General features: G+C 27.0%; 22 protein-coding genes and 1 pseudogene. 14 read left to right on the top strand and 9 right to left on the bottom strand.

Translation table 11 applies throughout. The features are described from left to right. The 4 genes from ACRYA_RS05705 to abc-f all read left to right on the top strand — a co-directional run bounded on the left by ACRYA_RS05705 (nt 1) and on the right by abc-f (nt 4,490). A complete protein-coding gene (locus tag ACRYA_RS05705; protein ID WP_105917925.1) occupies nt 1–582 on the top strand; it encodes an NAD(P)H-dependent oxidoreductase in 582 nt (193 codons plus the stop codon). Between the two features lie 30 nt (nt 583–612). Continuing rightward, a complete protein-coding gene (locus ACRYA_RS05700; protein WP_105917926.1) occupies nt 613–1,242 on the top strand; it encodes an NAD(P)H-dependent oxidoreductase in 630 nt (209 codons plus the stop codon). 56 nt (nt 1,243–1,298) lie between these two features. Next, nucleotides 1,299–2,792, top strand: coding sequence for a hypothetical protein (locus tag ACRYA_RS05695; protein ID WP_105917927.1), 1,494 nt, complete (start codon nt 1,299–1,301; stop codon nt 2,790–2,792). Nucleotides 2,793–2,897: 105 nt separating this feature from the next. Continuing rightward, complete coding sequence (abc-f, locus tag ACRYA_RS05690) at nt 2,898–4,490, top strand: ribosomal protection-like ABC-F family protein (RefSeq protein ID WP_105917928.1); 1,593 nt, start codon at nt 2,898–2,900, stop codon at nt 4,488–4,490. Between the two features lie 30 nt (nt 4,491–4,520). On the opposite strand, the gene ACRYA_RS05685 is transcribed toward abc-f, so the two are convergent. The 4 genes and pseudogenes from ACRYA_RS05685 to ACRYA_RS05670 all read right to left on the bottom strand — a co-directional run bounded on the left by ACRYA_RS05685 (nt 4,521) and on the right by ACRYA_RS05670 (nt 8,224). Beyond that, on the bottom strand, nt 4,521–4,997 hold the full coding sequence (locus ACRYA_RS05685; RefSeq protein WP_105917929.1) for an acyl-CoA thioesterase: 477 nt from the start codon (nt 4,995–4,997) through the stop codon (nt 4,521–4,523). Between the two features lie 150 nt (nt 4,998–5,147). Then, nucleotides 5,148–6,116 (bottom strand): annotated as a pseudogene (locus ACRYA_RS10955) (methyl-accepting chemotaxis protein); the annotation flags it as partial. Between the two features lie 1,143 nt (nt 6,117–7,259). Further along, on the bottom strand, nt 7,260–7,757 hold the full coding sequence (locus ACRYA_RS05675) for a type II toxin-antitoxin system antitoxin SocA domain-containing protein (RefSeq protein ID WP_105917327.1): 498 nt from the start codon (nt 7,755–7,757) through the stop codon (nt 7,260–7,262). An 8-nt stretch (nt 7,758–7,765) separates the two neighbouring features. Continuing rightward, entirely contained in the window at nt 7,766–8,224 is a 459-nt protein-coding gene (locus tag ACRYA_RS05670) for a J domain-containing protein (protein ID WP_105917326.1), read from the bottom strand. Between the two features lie 93 nt (nt 8,225–8,317). On the opposite strand from ACRYA_RS05670, the gene ACRYA_RS05665 reads away from it, so the two are divergent. Continuing rightward, nucleotides 8,318–8,584 carry a DnaJ domain-containing protein gene (locus tag ACRYA_RS05665; protein WP_105917325.1) on the top strand — a complete coding sequence of 89 codons (267 nt, stop codon included), beginning with the start codon at nt 8,318–8,320 and terminating at the stop codon, nt 8,582–8,584. Between the two features lie 8 nt (nt 8,585–8,592). Then, complete coding sequence (locus ACRYA_RS05660; RefSeq protein WP_105917324.1) at nt 8,593–9,681, top strand: glycoside hydrolase family 3 N-terminal domain-containing protein; 1,089 nt, start codon at nt 8,593–8,595, stop codon at nt 9,679–9,681. Here the strand turns inward: ACRYA_RS05660 and ACRYA_RS05655 are convergent. Beyond that, on the bottom strand, nt 9,674–10,450 hold the full coding sequence (locus ACRYA_RS05655) for a TIGR02757 family protein (RefSeq protein ID WP_105917323.1): 777 nt from the start codon (nt 10,448–10,450) through the stop codon (nt 9,674–9,676). The genes ACRYA_RS05660 and ACRYA_RS05655 overlap by 8 nt on opposite strands. Nucleotides 10,451–10,505: 55 nt before the next feature. Here ACRYA_RS05655 and ACRYA_RS05650 point away from each other — a divergent pair, with 55 nt between their 5' ends. The 5 genes from ACRYA_RS05650 to lptB are packed head-to-tail and all read left to right on the top strand — an operon-like array spanning nt 10,506 to nt 13,733. After that, complete coding sequence (locus tag ACRYA_RS05650) at nt 10,506–11,327, top strand: SDR family NAD(P)-dependent oxidoreductase (protein ID WP_105917322.1); 822 nt, start codon at nt 10,506–10,508, stop codon at nt 11,325–11,327. Between the two features lie 39 nt (nt 11,328–11,366). Further along, a complete protein-coding gene (locus ACRYA_RS05645) occupies nt 11,367–11,615 on the top strand; it encodes a S4 domain-containing protein (RefSeq protein WP_105917321.1) in 249 nt (82 codons plus the stop codon). Continuing rightward, nucleotides 11,616–12,602 carry an anthranilate phosphoribosyltransferase gene (gene trpD, locus ACRYA_RS05640; protein WP_105917320.1) on the top strand — a complete coding sequence of 329 codons (987 nt, stop codon included), beginning with the start codon at nt 11,616–11,618 and terminating at the stop codon, nt 12,600–12,602. It begins immediately after the preceding gene. Beyond that, on the top strand, nt 12,602–13,018 hold the full coding sequence (gene tsaE / locus ACRYA_RS05635; RefSeq protein ID WP_105917319.1) for a tRNA (adenosine(37)-N6)-threonylcarbamoyltransferase complex ATPase subunit type 1 TsaE: 417 nt from the start codon (nt 12,602–12,604) through the stop codon (nt 13,016–13,018). Before trpD ends, tsaE begins: the two co-directional genes overlap by 1 nt. Then, nucleotides 13,011–13,733 carry an LPS export ABC transporter ATP-binding protein gene (gene lptB / locus ACRYA_RS05630; protein ID WP_105917318.1) on the top strand — a complete coding sequence of 241 codons (723 nt, stop codon included), beginning with the start codon at nt 13,011–13,013 and terminating at the stop codon, nt 13,731–13,733. Before tsaE ends, lptB begins: the two co-directional genes overlap by 8 nt. A 19-nt stretch (nt 13,734–13,752) precedes the next feature. Here the strand turns inward: lptB and kdsB are convergent, their stop codons facing one another. Together kdsB and ACRYA_RS05620 are read right to left on the bottom strand one after the other, a co-directional pair. Continuing rightward, the gene (gene kdsB / locus ACRYA_RS05625) at nt 13,753–14,475 is read right to left on the bottom strand and encodes a 3-deoxy-manno-octulosonate cytidylyltransferase (RefSeq protein WP_105917317.1); all 723 of its coding nucleotides are present in this window, start codon (nt 14,473–14,475) and stop codon (nt 13,753–13,755) included. Nucleotides 14,476–14,532: 57 nt separating this feature from the next. Next, nucleotides 14,533–15,408 (bottom strand): DUF234 domain-containing protein, encoded by an 876-nt coding sequence (locus ACRYA_RS05620; RefSeq protein ID WP_105917316.1) that lies wholly within the window; start codon nt 15,406–15,408, stop codon nt 14,533–14,535. Nucleotides 15,409–15,591: 183 nt separating this feature from the next. Between ACRYA_RS05620 and ACRYA_RS05615 the strand changes: the two genes are divergently transcribed. The 3 genes from ACRYA_RS05615 (at nt 15,592) to ACRYA_RS05605 (ending at nt 17,096) form a co-directional block, all read left to right on the top strand. Continuing rightward, the gene (locus ACRYA_RS05615; RefSeq protein ID WP_105917315.1) at nt 15,592–16,290 is read left to right on the top strand and encodes a response regulator transcription factor; all 699 of its coding nucleotides are present in this window, start codon (nt 15,592–15,594) and stop codon (nt 16,288–16,290) included. A gap of 11 nt (nt 16,291–16,301) precedes the next feature. After that, nucleotides 16,302–16,496 (top strand): hypothetical protein, encoded by a 195-nt coding sequence (locus ACRYA_RS05610; RefSeq protein WP_105917314.1) that lies wholly within the window; start codon nt 16,302–16,304, stop codon nt 16,494–16,496. Nucleotides 16,497–16,592: 96 nt separating this feature from the next. After that, nucleotides 16,593–17,096 (top strand): acyloxyacyl hydrolase, encoded by a 504-nt coding sequence (locus tag ACRYA_RS05605; protein WP_105917313.1) that lies wholly within the window; start codon nt 16,593–16,595, stop codon nt 17,094–17,096. A 22-nt stretch (nt 17,097–17,118) separates the two neighbouring features. On the opposite strand, the gene lgt is transcribed toward ACRYA_RS05605, so the two are convergent. Together lgt and ACRYA_RS05595 are read right to left on the bottom strand one after the other, a co-directional pair. After that, nucleotides 17,119–17,934: a prolipoprotein diacylglyceryl transferase gene (lgt, locus tag ACRYA_RS05600; RefSeq protein WP_105917312.1), complete on the bottom strand. Its 816-nt coding sequence runs from the start codon at nt 17,932–17,934 to the stop codon at nt 17,119–17,121. A 3-nt stretch (nt 17,935–17,937) separates the two neighbouring features. After that, nucleotides 17,938–19,227, bottom strand: a complete 1,290-nt coding sequence (locus tag ACRYA_RS05595) for a (Fe-S)-binding protein (protein WP_105917311.1) — start codon at nt 19,225–19,227, stop codon at nt 17,938–17,940. Nucleotides 19,228–19,307 lie beyond the last annotated feature (80 nt).

Raw genomic sequence — 19,307 nt, 5'->3', positions numbered from 1 at the left:
ATGAAAAAAGTTTTAATTATAAATGGACATCAATATTATGATGTAGTAGCACGTGGTGAATTAACAAAAAAATATATAGATAAAGCAACAAAGTTTTTTTTAGATAATGGTTTTGAAGTAAAACATACAAATATAGAAGAGGGTTATAAAACTCAAGATGAGTGCGAAAAATTTGAGTGGGCTGATGCTATAATTTTACAGTACCCAGTTTATTGGATGGGAGTTCCTTGGATTACAAAAAAATATTTTGATGAAACTTTTACTCAAGGAAGACATTATGAAAGTGATGGAAGAAGTAGAAGTGATGAGAGTAAAACTTATGGAAGTGGAGGACTTTTAAAAGGTAAAAAATATATGTTAAGTATTACTTACAACTGTCCAAAAAGTGAGTTCAATAATCCAGATGGCTTTTTTGATGGTTTATCTTTAGATGAAGCAAATGTTGCTACTCATAAAACATTTCAATTTGTTGGACTTGAAGCTTTAAAAACTTACTCTGTTCATGATATTTTTAAAGGTGATTTAGATTTAAATAAAGAGTTGGTTAAATTTGAAGAGACTTTAAAAGAGAATTTTTTATAAAATTACAAAATTAAATTAAAAGGATAAAAAATGGAAAAAACATTTCAAGAAGCTATGGATTTTAGACATGCTTGTAAAATATTTGATGAAACAAAAAAAATAAGTAGTGATGATTTAAATTTTATTTTGGAAGCTGGAAGAAAATCTCCTAGTTCTTTTGGTCAAGAGCCTTGGAAATTTTTGGTTATTACAAATGAAGAGTTAAAAGCAAAAATTAGACCTTTTTGTTGGGATCAACCTCAAATTACAACTTGCTCACATTTAGTTGTAATCTTAGCAGCAATAGATAGTACAAAACCAACTTCAAGTGAAGTATTAAGAAAGTTTAATAGAAGAGGAATGGCTCAAGAGATGGTAGATGCTTATATTAAAAAATATACAAGTCATTTGGAAGATACATTTAGTAGCGATGAAAAAACTTTTGCTTGGACTTCAAGACAGACATATATTGCAATGGCAAATATGATGACAGCAGCAGCTATTAGAGGGATTGATTCTTGTCCTATTGAAGGTTTTGAAAAAGAGAATGTTGAAAAAGTTTTAAATCTAAATACAAAAGAGTATCAACTTTCTGTAATTGTTCCTTTTGGTTATAGAATAAAAGAGCAAAGTACACAAATAAGAGATAAATTTGAAGATATTGTTGAATTTATAAACTAAGTAATAAAATGTTAATATATATCAAAATTTAAAAAATTATTTAAGGGCTTAAAAAGATGCTAAGTATTAGTGATATTGAAAACTGGCTTAGAGATTATGGTATAAGCAACTATCATATATCAGAAGATTTTTATGTTTCTGTTCAAGGAAATGTAAATCTAAGTGAGAAATTAAAAGGTCAAAAACTTCCTATTAAGTTTGATAGAATAGATGGATATTTTGATATAAGTAACAATGAATTACCTAGTCTTGAAGGGTGTCCAAAAATTGTAATGAAAGATTTTAACTGTTCATACAATAAATTAACTTCACTATTTGATTGTCCTGTTGAAGTTGGTGATTTTGATTCTTCTCATAATAATTTAAAAAACTTATCATATGGACCAAAAGAGGTAAAAGGTTTTTATGATTGCTCTTTCAATGAATTAACTTCAATAAAGGCAAGTCCACGTACTGTAAAAGGTCATTTTAAGTGCAACAATAATCGTCTTACTACTTTAGAAGGTGGACCAAAAAGTATTGATACATATTTTGATTGTTCAAACAATATTATTGAAAGATTAATGGGTGGACCAATTTCGGTAAAAGAGGATTATCTTTGTAATACAAATAGACTAAGTGATTTAGATGGAGTTGCCGATGAAATTGGAGGAGATTTAGTAACAGATATTAAACTAAATATTACTTCTAAATTTGAAGAAGATGGACAGTTTTATAGATATAAAGGTAGCGAAGCTGTTTCTCATATTTATAGACCAGTAGTTGCATTAACAAATAATGAAGATATACAAGCATGGCTTGATAAGTTTGATATAAAAGGTACTACAATATTGCCTGATAACTCTGTTGATGTTCACGGTGATGTAAAGTTGTCAAATAGGCTTCCAAACCTTTCTAAATTACCTATAAATTTCAATTATGTAGATGGAGATTTTGATATAAGTGAAAATGAGTTAGTTTCTCTAGAAGGAAGCCCTACAAGGGTTGGTGGAAGTTTTTTTGCTCATAAAAATGAATTAAACTCACTTCGTGGAGGTCCAAAAGAGGTTAAAGGAAGTTTTGTAATATTACACAACAATATAACATCACTTCAAAACTCCCCAACTATTGTAAAAGATGATTATATATGTTCACATAATCCTTTAAGAACTTTAGAAGGTGTAAATTCAGTACAAGGGTATGTTTTTACAGGAGTTTATATTCCAAGACTTAAGTGTCAAAAGTATAACTATAAAGGAATTACAACTTATAAGTATCCAGGTGATGCTGTTATGAAATATTTAGATGAAGAGTATATTTCATTAACAGATGAAGAAAAAGCATTTGAAAGTACTAAAAAGAATTTAGAAAAAGTTATAAAAAAAATGTTAAATGCAAATACTCTTACAAAAGAGATGATAACGGATAATTTAATTAAAAATCTTACAAAATATCAGCTTGATCAATTAAAAACAAAAGTTTTGTGGATAAAAAATCCACCAAATGAAGATAATAGCGATATTATAAGCGAAGATGATATTATGAAATTGGCATTTGAGAAAGAGCTCTAAGCTCTTTTAAGCCATAAAACTTATTTTTTGGATATAATCGCCAAATTAAAATTAAAAAATCACAAAAAAATAGAAATAGTTAAATAAAAATGGAGAAGATATAATATGGTTCAAATAGTTAATTTAAAAAAATCTTTCGGAGCAAGAGTTCTTTTTGCTGAGATAAATCTAAAACTTGATACTGGGAAAAGATATGGTTTGATTGGTGCTAATGGTGCTGGTAAAACAACATTTCTAAAAATTCTTTCAGGACAAGAAGATGCAACTGAAGGAGAAGTACAAATTCAAAATGGGAAAAAAGTAGGGGTTTTATCTCAAAATCAATTTGCTTTTGAAAACTTTACTCTTTTTGATACAGTTTTAATGGGAAATAAAAGACTTTATGATGCTGTAAAAGAGAAAGAAGAGTTGTATTTAAGTCCTGAATTTACAGATGAAGTAAATAATAGATTAGCAGAGCTAGAGATTATTTGTTGTGAAGAAGACCCAACTTATGAATATGATATTAAAGTTACAAAAATTCTTGAAGATTTAGGTTTTCCAGCTTCTACTCAACAAAATTTAATGAGTACATTAACAGGTGGAGATAAAGTTAAAATACTTTTAGCACAGGTTTTATATCCAAAACCAGATATTTTATTTTTAGATGAGCCTACAAATAACTTAGATATTGATACTATTGGTTGGCTTGAAAATCAACTTCAGCACCATGATGGAACAATGGTTGTAATTTCTCATGATAGACACTTTTTAAATGCAGTTTGTACAAATATCTTAGATGTTGATTTCAAAAAAATAAGAGAGTTTAGCGGAACTTATGATGATTGGTATATCGCATCAACACTTATAGCAAAACAACAACAAACAGATGTAAGTAAAAAGCAAAAAGAGAAAGAAGAACTTGAAAAATTTATTGCTAGATTTAGTGCAAATGCTTCAAAAGCAAAACAAGCAACTTCAAGACAAAAACAACTCGATAAATTAGATATACAAGCTATTGAAGTATCAAGTAGAAGAGATCCATCTATTATTTTTAGACAAAAAAGAGAGGTTGGAAAAGAGCTTTTAAATATTAAAAATATCTCAAAATCTTATGGAGATAAAGTTGTTTTAAATGATATTTCATTTACTCTTGAAAAAGGTGATAAAATTGCATTAATCGGTCCAAATGGGGTTGGAAAAACAACACTTTGTGAAATCTTAGTAGGTAATTTACAAGCTGATAGTGGAGAAGTTTTATGGGGAGCAACTATTCAAAACTCTTATTTTCCTCAAAATACAACAGATTTTATAAATGGAGATATGACTTTATATGACTGGTTAAGAGGCTTTGATAGAGATGCTGATATTGGAGAGATTAGAAATTGTCTTGGAAGAATGCTATTTAATGGTCAAGAGCAAGAGAAAAAAGTTGATTCTTGTTCTGGTGGTGAAAAACACAGAATGATGCTATCTAAAATTATGTTAGAACAAGGAAATTTCCTTGTTCTTGATGAACCAACAAATCATCTTGACCTTGAAGCTATTATTGCTTTAGGTGAGGGTTTACATCAATATGCTGGTTCAGTTATTTGTGTATCTCACGATAGAGAGTTACTTGATGCTTATGCAAATAGAATTATTGAAATTCAAGCTGATGGAACTATTATTGACTTTAAAGGAAGTTATGAAGAGTTTATGGAATCTAAATCAGCTTAATAAAAAGAGAAGGCTTATCTTTAAGCCTTCTTAACCTTTTGCATGTCTTGATGACATTCTAAAATCTCTTCTTTTTAAAGCATCATTATATCTTCTCTTATCATCTTCAGTTACAAGTTCTAATTTAGGAACAGGTACTGGTTTACCATCTTCATCAACAGCAATCATAGTAAAATAGCAAACATTTGTATTTTTCATAGTATGATCTTTTATATCTTCTGATATGACTTTTATACCTATTTCCATAGATGTTCTTCCTGTATAGTTTACTGAAGCATGAAAAGTTACCAAAGAGCCAATTTTAACTGGATTTTTAAATAGTACCATATCAACAGAAAGTGTAACAGCATAGTGACCAGAATATCTAGCAGCACAAGCATAAGCTACTTGATCAAGCATTTTTAAAATTTCGCCACCATGCACATTTTTTCCAGAAAAATTTGCTTTATCTGGAGTCATTAACATAGTCATTGTGACAGTCTTTTCTCTTTTTATCTCTTCATTCATCTTTTATACCTTAAAATATTTTTGATATGGTATTTTATTGAATTAATCTTATTCAATAATTTTATTTTATTCTATTTCATAATTTTTTTTAAGTAAAGGAAAAAAAGTAACACAAAATCACTCACCGCTTTTTTCTATGAGTGAATAAATTTAGAAACTTTCCCATTCGTCGTTACTAGAACTACTTGTTATCTCTTTTGTAGAGTTAATATTTGGTTTTGAAGTTTTAATTATTTTTTTAGGTATTGAGGCTATTATATGTTCTTTTACCTCTTTTTTTATTCCTATATCTTTTGCTTTTACTTCATTTTTACCTTCAAACTCTTTTTGGTTTGCATCTTCTACTATTAGTTTTGCTATTTCATCTGTACTTAAAGCAATATCATGTGATTGACTAGCTACCATTGCATTTTGTTGTGTTTGTTGATCAAGTTGATTTACTGCATCATTTATTTGTTCAATTCCAAGAAGTTGTTCTTTAGAAGCATTTTCAATATCAGATATTAGGTTCATTGTTGAAGATATATTATTATTTAGATTTTTATATCCATCAATCATATTTGTAGCTATAGTTTTTCCTTCATTTGCTTTTACTGTTGCTCTTTCAACTATTGTTTTTATCTCACGTGCTGCTTCTGCGCTTCTTGTTGCTAGATTTCTTACTTCTTGTGCAACAACTGCAAACCCTTTTCCTGCTTCTCCTGCAGTTGCAGCTTCAACTGCTGCATTAAGAGAAAGAATATTTGTTTGGAATGCTATTTGATCAATTACACTTATTGCTTCATTTACAAGATTTACTTGAACATTTATCTCATCCATTGCAGTTGTTGTTTGATTTGCCATAGCTTGACCTTCATTTACTGCTTTTGTAACACCATTTGAAAGCATAGACATTTTTGCAATACTCTCTGTATTATTTCTAATATTACTAGTTATCTCTTCTAGTGCTGCTGCTGTCTCTTCTAATGATGCTGCTGCTTCATTTGAGCTAATATTTAATTTGTTTACATTAAAAAGAAGCATTTTTGAACTCTCTTCTAGTGTAAGACCATTTGATTTGTTTTCAACTAACATATGATTTATAATATTTGAAAGATTATTTATTCCAGTTGCAACTTTTCCATTATCATTATCTATTTTAACTCTAAAGTCAAGTTTAGAGAAGCTATCTAATACATTTACAACTTTATTTATATCAGAGCAAACATTTGATTTAGTAACTTCAAGCATTTCATTGAAGTTTCTTTTTAGCTCTTCTAAATCATCATTTATAGTTGATTTTTCTATTTTTATATTTAAATTTCCAGCTTTTACTTGATTAACAACTCTTTTCACATCTTCAATTAGAACATTGTCTTGATTTATTAAATCTTGTGTTTTAGATATATTTTGGTTTATTACTTTTGCCATTGTTCCAAATTCATCTTTTCCATCAAGAGTTATTAATTCTACATTTGAATTCTCTTTGTTTGAAAAAGCAAAAAAACTCAAAAGACCATTTTGGAAAATATTAAGACTAGATACAATGTTTCTAGTAATTAGCTGAATTGTTACAAATATACTTAAAATTGTTATCAGTAAGATAGTGATAATAAAAGTTGTAACACTCGATACTGTTTTTTTTAATTCTTCTCTAATCTCTATATTTCTTTCACGATTTCTCTCTTGCCATTTTAGTAAAGCAGCTTTCAGTGGTCTCCACTCTTTTGTTGATAGAGTGTTATCTTCTTTTGTTAAGGCTTCATTATTTTTTAGTTTTTCAATTATTTTGTTTAATAGAATAATTTGTGAATTATATAAAGGAGCAATTTCAAATTTTTCAAAACCTTGAAATTTTTTAGAGCTATCTTTTAAAACTAAGATTAAATCATCAAGCTCTTTTACAGCTTGAATAAAGTTTTCTTTTGCTTTCGTATCATTTGGATTTATTATTATTCCTCTTAAAGCATTTGAAACTTGAAGACCTTGTTCACTAGTTTTTGTAATAGTAATAGCTAAATCAGATATAGAGCTACTACTTTCAAAACTATTGTTGATTTTAGACATACCATTATACAGGACAGCTGTTACAATACCTAATAAAACTATTGTAATAATAGATATAATATTTATCTTATAGTTTACTTTTAAATTCTTTAAGCCCATTTAATTATCTCCTTGAAATATTAAGTTTATAAAAATAGTAGCATATAATATCTGATATTAAAACTATTATTAAAAATTAATTTTTTTAAATAACAAAATATTATAATTTATATTATTTTAGAAAATTATTGTTCCATTTTCACTTTTTCTTACATTTTCTAGATTAAAACATTCATTAGAAAGATTTCTTACACTAGTATCTTTATATAAGTTTACAACTTTATGAATAGATTTCAACTCATCAGCTGTAAAAATAGTTTCATCAAAATCTTCATCTATTTTTGCAAATTTAAGCTCTTTAAATCTTTCTCTTTCAACTATTTCAATCTCTAAAAAGTCCATTAATTCTTGAATAAAAAATACTCTATCATCCTCTTCGTCTTCAAACTCAACATTATCTAAAATTAGAGTAAAAAGTTCATCTAAAACTTCAGCTTTTACACCTCTTGGAGTTTTTATAAATGTTTCACCCAAAATCTTTTTTCCACAAAAATTTATGTGATTTAACTCTATAAAAAATACCAAAAGCTCTATCTTTTTGTGATTTAAAGCTTTAACTTGTTTGTGTAGCATATACAATATAATATTTGCTATTTTTGTCATATCTATATTCATAAAAATCCTTATTCCGCGTAAGCTTGCATTAAAATATCTCTATATTCGTTTAATTTCTTCATTTTTTCTTCATCTCCACCATTTAAATCAGGATGATAAATTTTTGCTAACTCTTTAAATCTCTTTTTAATCTCATCTTTTGAAGGAGTTGATGAAAAACCAAAAAACTCTTTTGCTTCTTGTAGTTTTGAAGTTTTATTATAGAAATTTCCTTGAAAATTCTGATTGTTAAAGTTATTGAAGTTTTTAAAATCAAAATTGTTGTAATCTTCTCTTGTAAAACTATTAAATCTAAAGTCAAATTGTTGAGCTCTTTTTTTTAAAGCTCTTTTTACAAAATATATAATAGTTACAAAAAATAGAACAATTCCACCAATAATTGCCAAAAAAACTCCAAAATTTGTGAAAATTAAATATAAAATACCAATAAATATAGCAATTCTAATAAACGAAGCTAAAAAATTCATATATAAAAATACCTTTTTTAAAAAATTTTTGCATTATACAATAAGTAGATTAATCATAATATTTTTGTACAATATCTTCTTTAAAGGATTTATATGAACTATGATGATTTTATCAAAGCTGTTGAACTGTTTGGAATTATTTCAAATATGAGCAAAAAAGATATAAAAAAAAGATACTTAAAACTATCAAAAAAGTACCATCCCGATATGAGCGGTGGAAATAGTGAAAAGTTTATGGAGCTTAAAAAGTCTTATGAAATTTTGCAAGAATATATGGATAGTTATAACTTCTCATTTGAAGAAAGTGAATTTAAAAAACAATTTCCAGCGTTTACAAACTACAAGAATTGGGTTAAATAGGAAAATTTATGAAGAGTTTAATAATAGTTTTATTTATGATAGTTTCAGGTTTTGCACAAGATAACTATTCAAAGAAAGATATTGAAAAAATGATAGCAAAAATGGTTGTATTAGGATTTTCTGGTACTAGTATAGATAAAAATAGTCAAATTTATAAAGATATTGAGTTTGGTTTAGGTGGAGTTATATTGTTTGATAAAGACCCAAATGATAAGACAAAAGCAAAAAATATAGAGAATAAAGCTCAACTAAAGAAGCTAAATCAACAACTACAAAGTATTAATAAAAGTAAACTTCTTATTTCTATAGATCAAGAAGGTGGTATAGTTCAAAGATTAAAAAGTGAAGCTGGATTTGTAAATACTTTAAAAGCTAGCCAAATATCACAAAATGGTGAAGTTGTTGCAAAAAATAGTTATGAAGCAATGGCAAAAGATTTAAGTAGTGTTGGAATAAATCTTGATTTTGCACCAGTTGTTGATTTAGCTATAAATAAAGAGAATAAAGTCATTGTTACAAGGGGAAGAAGTTTTGGTGAGAGTTCAGGAATTGTTACAAAATATGCTTCTATTTTTGTGGATGAGTTAAAAAAAGAGGGTGTAATTTCAACTTTGAAACATTTTCCAGGACATGGTTCATCTTTGGCTGATTCACATTTAGGTTTTGTAGATATTACAAAAACTTGGAGCAAAAAAGAGCTTGAACCATATAGATATTTTATTAAAAACAATAAAGCAGATATGATTATGACAGCTCATGTTTTTAATGAAAACTTAGATAAAAATTATCCAGCGACGCTATCTTATAATGTAAATACAAAACTTTTAAGAGAAGAGTTGGGATTTAAAGGTGTTTTGATTACTGATGATTTACAAATGAGTGCTATTAGTAAACATTATGATTTAAAACAAACTCTTACTTTGGCTATAAATAGTGGTGTAAACTTACTACTTTTTGCAAATCAGTTGGCAAAACCAATTACTCTAAAAGAGATAGTTGATACAGTTTATAGTCAAATATTAAGTGAAAAGATAGAACTTAAAAAAATAATAGAATCAAATAAAAAAATAGATTTATTGCAAGAAAAAATTAAATAAGTTTTTCTTGTCCTAATCTATATATCGCAAAATCATATTTTATAGGATCGTTTTCATCAAACTCTCTTAGTTTTTGCGATATTTCTAAAGCAGATTTTAGATTGTAAGTTTTATTCTGTAAAAGTCCTAGCTTTTGAGAAACTTTAAATGTATGAGTATCTAGCGGTAAGATTAAATCTTTTTTATCTATTTTCTTCCAAAGTCCTAGATCAAGACTATCAAATCTCACCATCCATCTTAAAAACATATTCCATCTTTTATATGGTGCATTTGAATCTTTTATTTTTCCATTTTTATCTCTTTTTAGTGGATTTCCAACTAAAAAATCAAAACCAAAAGAAGAGTAGTTTGCTTTTTCTTTTATTTTTTGTATAACAAAATCAATACCTTCTAAAACACTATTGTTATCTTTATAACCTTCAAAAAAAAGTTCTTCAAGGCTATTTTCTTCTTTTAGTATTCTAAAAGTTTTGAAAACAGCTAAAACATCAGAACTGTTTTGAAATCTATAATAGTGATTTTTTAATTTTTCTTCAATTTGCTTTTCACTTTTTTCTAGAAGTGAAAAATCTAAACTATCTAAAAACTTAACTATTTGTTTTGCATTTCCATAAGCAAATAAAGCACAAATAAGTATTGAATACTCGTCTTTTTGTTTTTTTGCAACCATCAAAGGGTCTGGTTTTTCGTAACTTAACTCAAAACTATTGTTTCTACTATTTGCTTCAATATCTAGAAGTTCTTTTAATTCTTTATCTTTTTTTGTCATTTTTTTACTCAAATAAATTTTAGGTATAATAGCCAAAAAATTATTAGGAATTAAATTGCAAAATATATTAATAACTGGATGTTCTAGTGGAATAGGACTTGAAACTGCACTATTTTTACAAAAAAACAGTATAAAAGTATATGCAAGTGCAAGAGATGAAAAAGATGTAAAAATACTAAAAGAATTGGGATTAAAAGCTTTTAAAATTGATATTAGAAACAAAGATGAGATAACTTTTGCATTAAGTCAGATTTTAAAAGAAGATCAAAAGATTGATTGTATCTTTAATAATGCTGGTTTTGCAGTTCCAGGTGCAGTTGAAGATATAAGTACAGATATTTTAAAAGAGATATTTGATACTAACTTTTTTGGACTTCATGAATTGACAATTCAAGCTATGAATATATTTAGAAACCAAGGATATGGAAAAATAATCCAGCATAGTTCTGTTTTAGGAATTATATCTTTAAAATTTAGAGGAGCATATAATTCAAGTAAATATGCTATAGAAGGGCTTTGTGATACTTTAAGACTAGAAACTTCAAATAGTGATATTTTTATAAGTACTATAAATACTGGACCTGTTAGTTCAAAATTTAGAGAAAATTCTTTGAAAAATTTCAAAGAAAAAATTGATATCGAAAATAGTTTTTGGAAAAATTCTTATGAAAAAGAGTTAAAAGCTAGACTTGAAAGTAGTGATGATAAAGGAATATTTACACTTCCACCAAGTAGTGTAGCAAAGGTTGTTTTAGAAATAATGAAAAGTAAAAAACCACAACCTAGATACTATATTACAAAAGCTACATATATTTTAGGTTTTGCAAAAAGAGTTTTAAGTCAAAAATTGCTTGATAAATTACTTCAAAGAATATAAGAAAAATCATTTTAGTTTAAATTTGTTATAATCTTTTTTATGAGAATAGATAAATTTTTAAACGCTGTAAATATAACAAAAAGAAGAGCAGTTGCTGAAGATATGTTGGAACACAAAGTTGTGTTTTTAAATGATGTTTCAGTAAAAAAAGCGAAAGAGGTAAAAGTTGGAGATATTATTGAGATAAAATATCTTGATAATAGTGAAAAATTTAAAATTCTTCAAATTCCAACAACAAAATCAACTCCAAAATCAAAAATAGATGATTATGTACAAAGGGTAAATTAGATGTTTTTAGAGACAAAAGCAAAGTTTGATGAAATTTTTCAAGATAAGTTATCGCATGATGATATGAGAGAATATTTTTTAGCTCTTTATGAAAGAGGAGAGACTGCAAGTGAGCTTGCTGGAGCTGCTAGTTCTATGAGAGATTTCGTAATACCTCTTCCAATAAGTGAAAGTTTGAGAGAAAAAGCTATTGATATAGTTGGAACAGGTGGAGATAAAAGCTATAGTTTTAATATTTCAAGTACGGTTTCAATTTTACTTGCAAGTACGGGTTGTTTTGTTGCAAAGCATGGAAATAGAAGTGTTACAAGCAAAAGTGGAAGTGCTGATATGCTAGAATCTCTTGGAATAAATTTAAATTTAAGTCTAGAAGATACAGCAAAGATGCTTGAAGAGACAGGTTTTGGATTTATGTTTGCTGCGAATCATCATCCCGCAATGAAATATATCACACCAGTACGAAAAACTATAGATCATAGAACTATTATGAATATTCTTGGACCACTTTGTAATCCAGCTGGCGTTTTTAAACAAGTTATTGGAGTATTTAGCAAAGATTTTATAAGTAAAATTGCAACTGCTCTTGATATGCTTGATTGTAAAAGAGCAATGGTTTTGTCAAGTCTTGATGGTATGGATGAAGTTTCAATTTCTAGTATTACTTGTGCAACATTTTTAGAAAATGGAAAACAAAGTGATTTGGAGATAAATCCAGAACATTATGGTTTAAAATTAGCTTCAAAAAATGATATTGTAGGAGCTGGTCCAGAAATTAATGCTCAAATTACAAGAGATATTTTAGCTGGAAAAGAAAAGGGTGCAAAATTAGATATTGTTTTAATAAATTCAGCTGCTGCATTACTTGTAGATGGAAAAGCAAGAGATTTAAAAGAGGGCGTTGAAATAGCAAGAGATGCTATAAATGGTGGAAAAGCAAAAAGAAAATTAGAAGAGATAATAAAATTTTCACAAAGGTATTCTTGCTAATGAAAAGAGAGTTTCTGCTTGATTTAAGCACTATTTCAATTTTTATTGATGAGCTTAAAAAAATATTAGAAAATAGAGATTGCATTGTAATTTTAAGAGGAGATTTAGCAAGCGGTAAAACAACACTTGTTAAGTATTTTGTAGAATCTTTAGGGATTGAAGATATTGTAAATTCTCCAACTTTTTCTCTTCAAGTTGTATATGGTGAAGATATTTTTCACTATGATTTATATAATAAAACTTTGGAAGAGTTTATTTCTTTAGGTATGTTAGAAGAGTTTGAAAAAAGTGGTTTACACTTTGTTGAATGGGGCGATACTAAGCTAGAAAATATCTTAAACGACTATGGTTTTGATGTAGTTGTTATAAATATTTTAAAAAATGATGATAAAAGGTTGTATAAAATAGATGAATAACTTAAGAATTGTTGATATCAAAAAAAGTATTAAAAAAACTGAAATATTACATGGGATTTCGCTTGAAATAAATTCAGGAGAAATAGTTGGTCTTTTAGGACCAAATGGAGCTGGAAAAACTACAACTTTTTATACAGTTTGTGGTCTTGTAAAACCAAGTAGTGGTAAAGTTTTTTTTGATAATGAAGATATTACAGCAATTCCACTTCATAAAAGAGCTTTAAAAGGAATAGGTTATTTACCTCAAGAATCATCTATTTTTAAAGATTTAAGTGTAGAAGAAAATCTTCTTTTAGCAGCTGAAATTGTAATAAAAGACAAAGAAGAACAAAATAGACGAGTTGAAGAACTATTAGAACTTCTAGATATTGAACCTATTCGTCAAAGAAAAGGAATTTCTCTTTCTGGTGGTGAAAGACGAAGAACTGAAATTGCAAGAGCTTTGGTTTCAAAACCAAAATTCTTATTGCTAGATGAGCCTTTTGCTGGTGTTGATCCAATTGCAGTAAAAGATATTCAAGATTTAATAAATGAGCTTACAAAGATAGGAATAGGGGTTTTAATAACTGATCATAATGTAAGAGAGACTTTGCAAATTTGTCATAGAGCTTATGTTATGAAAAGTGGAAGTTTGCTTGCTAGTGGAACATCTGAAGAGATTAAGAATGATATAAATGTAAAAGAGCATTATTTAGGAGAAGATTTTAATTTTTAATAAAATCTTCTTTTGTAAGCTACTTATTAAATATCTTTAAAGCTCTTTCTAAATCCTCTTTTGTATCTATTCCAAAAGATTTTGAACTAACTTTTACCATAGCAATTTTAAACCCATTGTCAATAGCTCTTAGTTGTTCTAGTTTTTCAATATTTTCTAGTTTTGAAGAGTTTAAACTACAAAATTTATTTAGAGATTTTTTTGTAAATCCATAAATTCCTAAATGTCCAAAATATGTAGAATCTTTATCACCATCTCTATGATATGGAATTTTTGCTCTTGAAAAATATATTGCTTCTTCAAGATTATTTATTACAACTTTTACCAAATTAGGATCATCTGCACTTTGACTATTTATCTCTTTATAGCAAGAAGTTATTAAAGTATTTTGAGAATCTTTTACCTCTTTTACTCTATTTATTACAGCTTTTACAACATCAATTTCAATAAATGGTTCATCTGCTTGAACATTTACAATAATCTCATCATCACTTAAGTTTAAACTATTTACAGCTTCATTTATTCTATCTGTTCCACTGTTATGGTCAATACTTGTCATAACTGCTTCAAAACCATGCTCTTTTACTAAATCATAAACTTCTTTTGTATCTGTTGCGATTACTACTTTATCCAAAGAACTAACTTGTTTTGCAGTTCTTATAACCATAGGAAGTCCAAAAATATCTACTAAAATTTTGTTTGCAAATCTACTTGAATTTAATCTTGCTGGAATTATTATCATAAAACTTTCTCTTTCATTATTTTTTATTTTATTATATAGTTTTATATCTTTAAAAGTTTATACAATTGCTTTTAAGCTCTTTGCACTAAATAGTCTTATTGAATCACTTTTTAGATTCTTTAACTCATTAGAACAACCATTTTTTGAAAAGATAACAATAATATCAGCAGATATATCTTCACTTTTTAAATCTTCTAAAAATTTATTAAATTCACTTTTTTTTACTTTGTTGTCACTATATTTACAAAATCCTGCAACTATTTTTTCTGAAGTTGTTTTTGCTACTATTGGAATTTGAATTTTTTCACTCCAATATTGTCCGTGTTGTTTTATTGGGTCTTCAATAAAGCTATTTTTTATAAAAGTTAAAGCTAACTCTTCAAATATAAAATCACTAAAATCAGACTCTCTTCCTTGAAATTTTGTTTTAAATTCTTCATAGTTTCCATCTTTAATACCTTTATAAATTGGAGATACAAATGCAAACCAAAATCTAAGAAATGGATTTATAAAAATTAATTTTTTTACAGCTTTTGAATCACCTCTTTTCCCCAATAAAAAATGTTCAGAAGAGTCGATATCTATAATCGCTTTTTCATAAAGTGAATCAACACATTTCATTCCCTCTTCAAAACTAACATGAGCTCTTTTGAAAGCATTTGTTGTTTTTCTATCTCCTAGTGCAATTCCCGAAAGAATAGCGTGTTCTATGTGATAACCACCAGTTAGGTGATTTACTTCATTTCTTAAGTAGTTGTAGTTGTTTAATATATGTTTTTCAATGAGTTCTAAAATAGGCTTAGTTGTATCAATTTTTATATCAAGTCCACCAAATATTGTGAAATATTGTATTGCTACTTGCATATTTTCTATATTATTTGTTTTACAAAAATCTTTAAATTGCTCTTTGAATGATTTATCTAATATAATCATAATAATTTATATTCCTTTTTTTAAAAATTGATTCTACAATAACAAATATCATATATTGATAAACTATAAATTTAATAAAATGAAAAGTTTTATCATTTATTTTTAAAATAAATAAATTTCTTTGACATTAAAACTATTTTTTGTTATTATTTCGCCTAATAAATTATTTATAAAGAGTAAAAAATGGAAAACAATATGAAAAATATAAGAAAGAGTAGTAATACTAAAATAATTATAGTAAGTGACGATAAAGAAATTTTAAAAAAAGAATTTAAAGATTTATATTCGGATTTTGAAGATTTAAAGATTATATCAAGTAGTGACAGTATTAATTACAAAAATATATCATTTAATGATTTACTTGTTTTGGATATGGATATGCCAAGTGAGACTTTTGATAAAATAGCTTCAAAGGCAAATAGTTTGCTTGCACTAACTCCAAAAATTGTTATTTCATCAAAAAGCGATGATGAAAATATTTCTAAAGCGGTAAATATACAAGCTTATTCATTTTTATTGAAACCTTTTAATCCGATGAACTTAAAATTAGCAATAATTATGTGTATAAATCAGACAAAAAGGTCAGATAAAGTTGAGTTGGGTAATGGTGTTTATTTTGACGAGTATAGAGATCAATTCTTTAAAAAAGGTGGAGTTTTAATTGATTTTACTAGACTTGAAAAAGGATTTTTAAAACTTCTAATTGAAAGAAGAGATGAAATTACTGATTATGATACTATAAAAGATTTAGTATGGAAAGGTAAGGATATGTCTATTTATACTATGAGAAATATTGTAAATAAGATTAGACAAAAAACATATTATGAAATAGTAAGAAATCACTCTAGTAGAGGCTATACTATAGATATTTTAAAAAAATAAAAGGGTTTATATTGCAAGAAATTATTGTTTCAAAAGAAGAGTTAATAGAACTATTTGAAAAAGAAAAAATCATAGACACTGGTAAAGGTTGGTATATGGATGATAGTTTTATTGATATTATAGCTTTACATGAAATTGAACCAAAATTTCTGCAAGACCTTACAAATGCAAAACTATATAAAATAATAAAAAAGAAGAGTAAATAAAATACCTTCTTTTTTATCTTCAAACTCTCATCATAAAGAAAAAATAACTTGTTTTTGAATATAATTTAAATTTATTAAACATAAAGGGTGTATAAAATGAAAAAGGTACTTTTATTTGTAATATTTGCTCAATTTTTATTTGCAAATGGAATAGGTGTTTCTGTAAATGGTGGTCAATATGGTTCGATTGATACATTTAGATTTGGTGTATCAAAAGCTTTTGATGAACCAATATATAGTGGAGATATTTTAGCCTTAAATGGTTTTCATGAGGTTGGATTTTCATATTTTAGTACTGAGCATAATAATATAAAAGCGATATCTTATTCTCCTGTTTTTACTTTGGATTTTGTAAGTTTTGATATTGCTTCATTTAAGCCATATTTAGAAGGAGCAATTGGAGTTGCTTATTTATCTGATACGAAAATAGATAATAAAGATTTATCTACTAGATTTCAATTTGAAGATAGAATAGGAATAGGTTTAAAAAATAGAAATTTAAATTTTTATTTAAGATTTATGCACTATTCAAATGCTGGAATTAAAGAGCCAAATGATGGATTAAATAGCACAATGGTTGGTTTCTCTTATAGATTCTAAAAAAAGGATAACAGCCTTAAAATTAGGCAGTTATCTTTTTACTTTTTATTACAAAAATAGTTAAACAAATTAATAATATTGCACCTGATTGTAATATTCCCATTGTTAACCAATTTCCAGCTATAAATCCAATTTGAGGGTCTGGTTGTCTATAAAACTCTGCAGTTATTCTTGCAATTGTATAAAAAATTCCGTACATCAAAGCTAGTTGACCATCAAATTTTTTTCTATTTCTAAAGTAAACAAGGATTAAAAATACTACAATACCTTCTAAAAATGCTTCATATAGTTGAGAAGGGTGTCTTAAAATTCCATCAACATAAATTCCCCAACTAACATCTGTAACTCTTCCTACAAGTTCTTGATTGAAGAAGTTTCCAATTCTACCAAAAACATAGGCTGCACTAACACCCAAAACTGCAATATCAGTTATAAACCAAAAATTAATATTCTTTCTTTTACAAAAAAGTATAGAAGCAATTATAAATCCAATAAAAGCTCCATGATAGCTCATACCAGCAATTCCAACATAAGTTCCATTTACATATGGATTAAATATTTGCCAAGGATTTGTTAAATAGTAAGTTGTATTTGAGTCATAAAAAAGAATATATCCCAATCTTGCACCCAAAATTACACCTATTTCAGCCCACCAAATGTATGAATCAAAAATATCTTGATTTATATTTATATTGTCATATTTTATAAACCATTTTGCAATAAAAATAGCACTAAGTAGTGCTAATGCATACATAATTCCATACCAATGAACTGCAATATCTCCAATGCTAAAAGCTACTGGGTTAAAATGAGAGTATATATTTTGCCAAAATTCCATTTTTTAGTCCTCTAAAGCTTCAGCTATTAATTCTATTGGATTTTTAAATACCACATCAACATCAGCTAGATAAAGTGAATTTGTTATTTGCATTCTACAAGCACTGCATTCAGCACTTACAATTTGTGCTTTTGTATCTTTTATCATTGCAGCTTTTGGAGCTCCAGCAGCCTTTGAAAACTCATATTTTTCTGTTTGCATAGTAACACCACCAAAACCACAACATCTATTTGAATCACTCATCTCTTTTAAAACATAGTTTTGTTTTAAAAGTTCTCTTGGTTCCTTCCAAACATTTTGCATTTTTTTTGCATGACAAGGATCGTGGTAAGTTACCATTTGATCAAATTTTTTACCACTTTTTGCAAGCATATTTTTTAATTCTGTATTATTTTCAAGCCATTTTGTTGCTAAAAATATTTTGTTTGATAGTTTAATAGCTCTTTCTTTCCATTGGGGTTGGTCATGTAAAAAATGCTCCCAATCTTTGTTTATCATTGCACTACAAGTAGCTTCTGGAATTATTACTGCATCAACACTATCTATCCAAGACTCAAAGTATTCAATATTTTTTTTAGTTAAATAATCAACTGTATCAAAAGCTCCTGTAAAATAAGCAGGTGCTCCACAGCATAACTGTTTTTTTGGAATAAAAATATCAAGTTCTAATTTTTTTAATATTTTTACTAAACTATCCCCTGTATTTGTGTATGTATAGTTACTCATGCATCCAATAAATATAGCAACTCTGTTTTTCTTAATATCATCAATTTTATTTGAAAACTTAATATTTTCAGGGTATTTGTTTAAAAAACTAATACTATCTGCATATGGTAAAGCACGATTTTTTTTAACTATTGGAAGAGAAAATCTAGGAATTGCACTTTGTTTTTCTTCATTTATTTTAATTCCACATGTTTGAAACATATATCCTAGTTTTGACATAAAGTCCATAATTTTTCTATGTCTTAAAAGGAAGAAAAATAGTCTTTTATACCAAGCAATTCCAAATTTTTTCGCAATATCACTTCTTACTTGCTCAATAATCATATCTGTTGGTAAATCATTTGGACAAACTTCAACACAATTTGTACATAAAAAACATGATTCAAATATATTTTTTGCATTTTCATCTAGTTCTAGTTCATCTCTTTTGTAAGCTCCCAAAAGGTCTATAAATCCTCTAGGACTTGTAGCTTCGTCTTGATTTATATTAAATATTGTACAAACAGGTTTGCACTTACCACACTTCACACAATCGTCAGAAATCTTTGTATAATCAAATTTATTCATTTAAAAAAAGCCTTAAAAATTTTATAATAAAGGCTTAATATACTTAAAAATTGGTTAAAAGTTGTTAAATAGGGAATATA

The organism is Aliarcobacter cryaerophilus ATCC 43158 (assembly GCF_003660105.1).
Lineage (GTDB): Bacteria > Campylobacterota > Campylobacteria > Campylobacterales > Arcobacteraceae > Aliarcobacter > Aliarcobacter cryaerophilus.
Note: the sequence above shows the minus strand (reverse complement) of the source record. Positions and strands in the feature narration are given on the sequence as shown.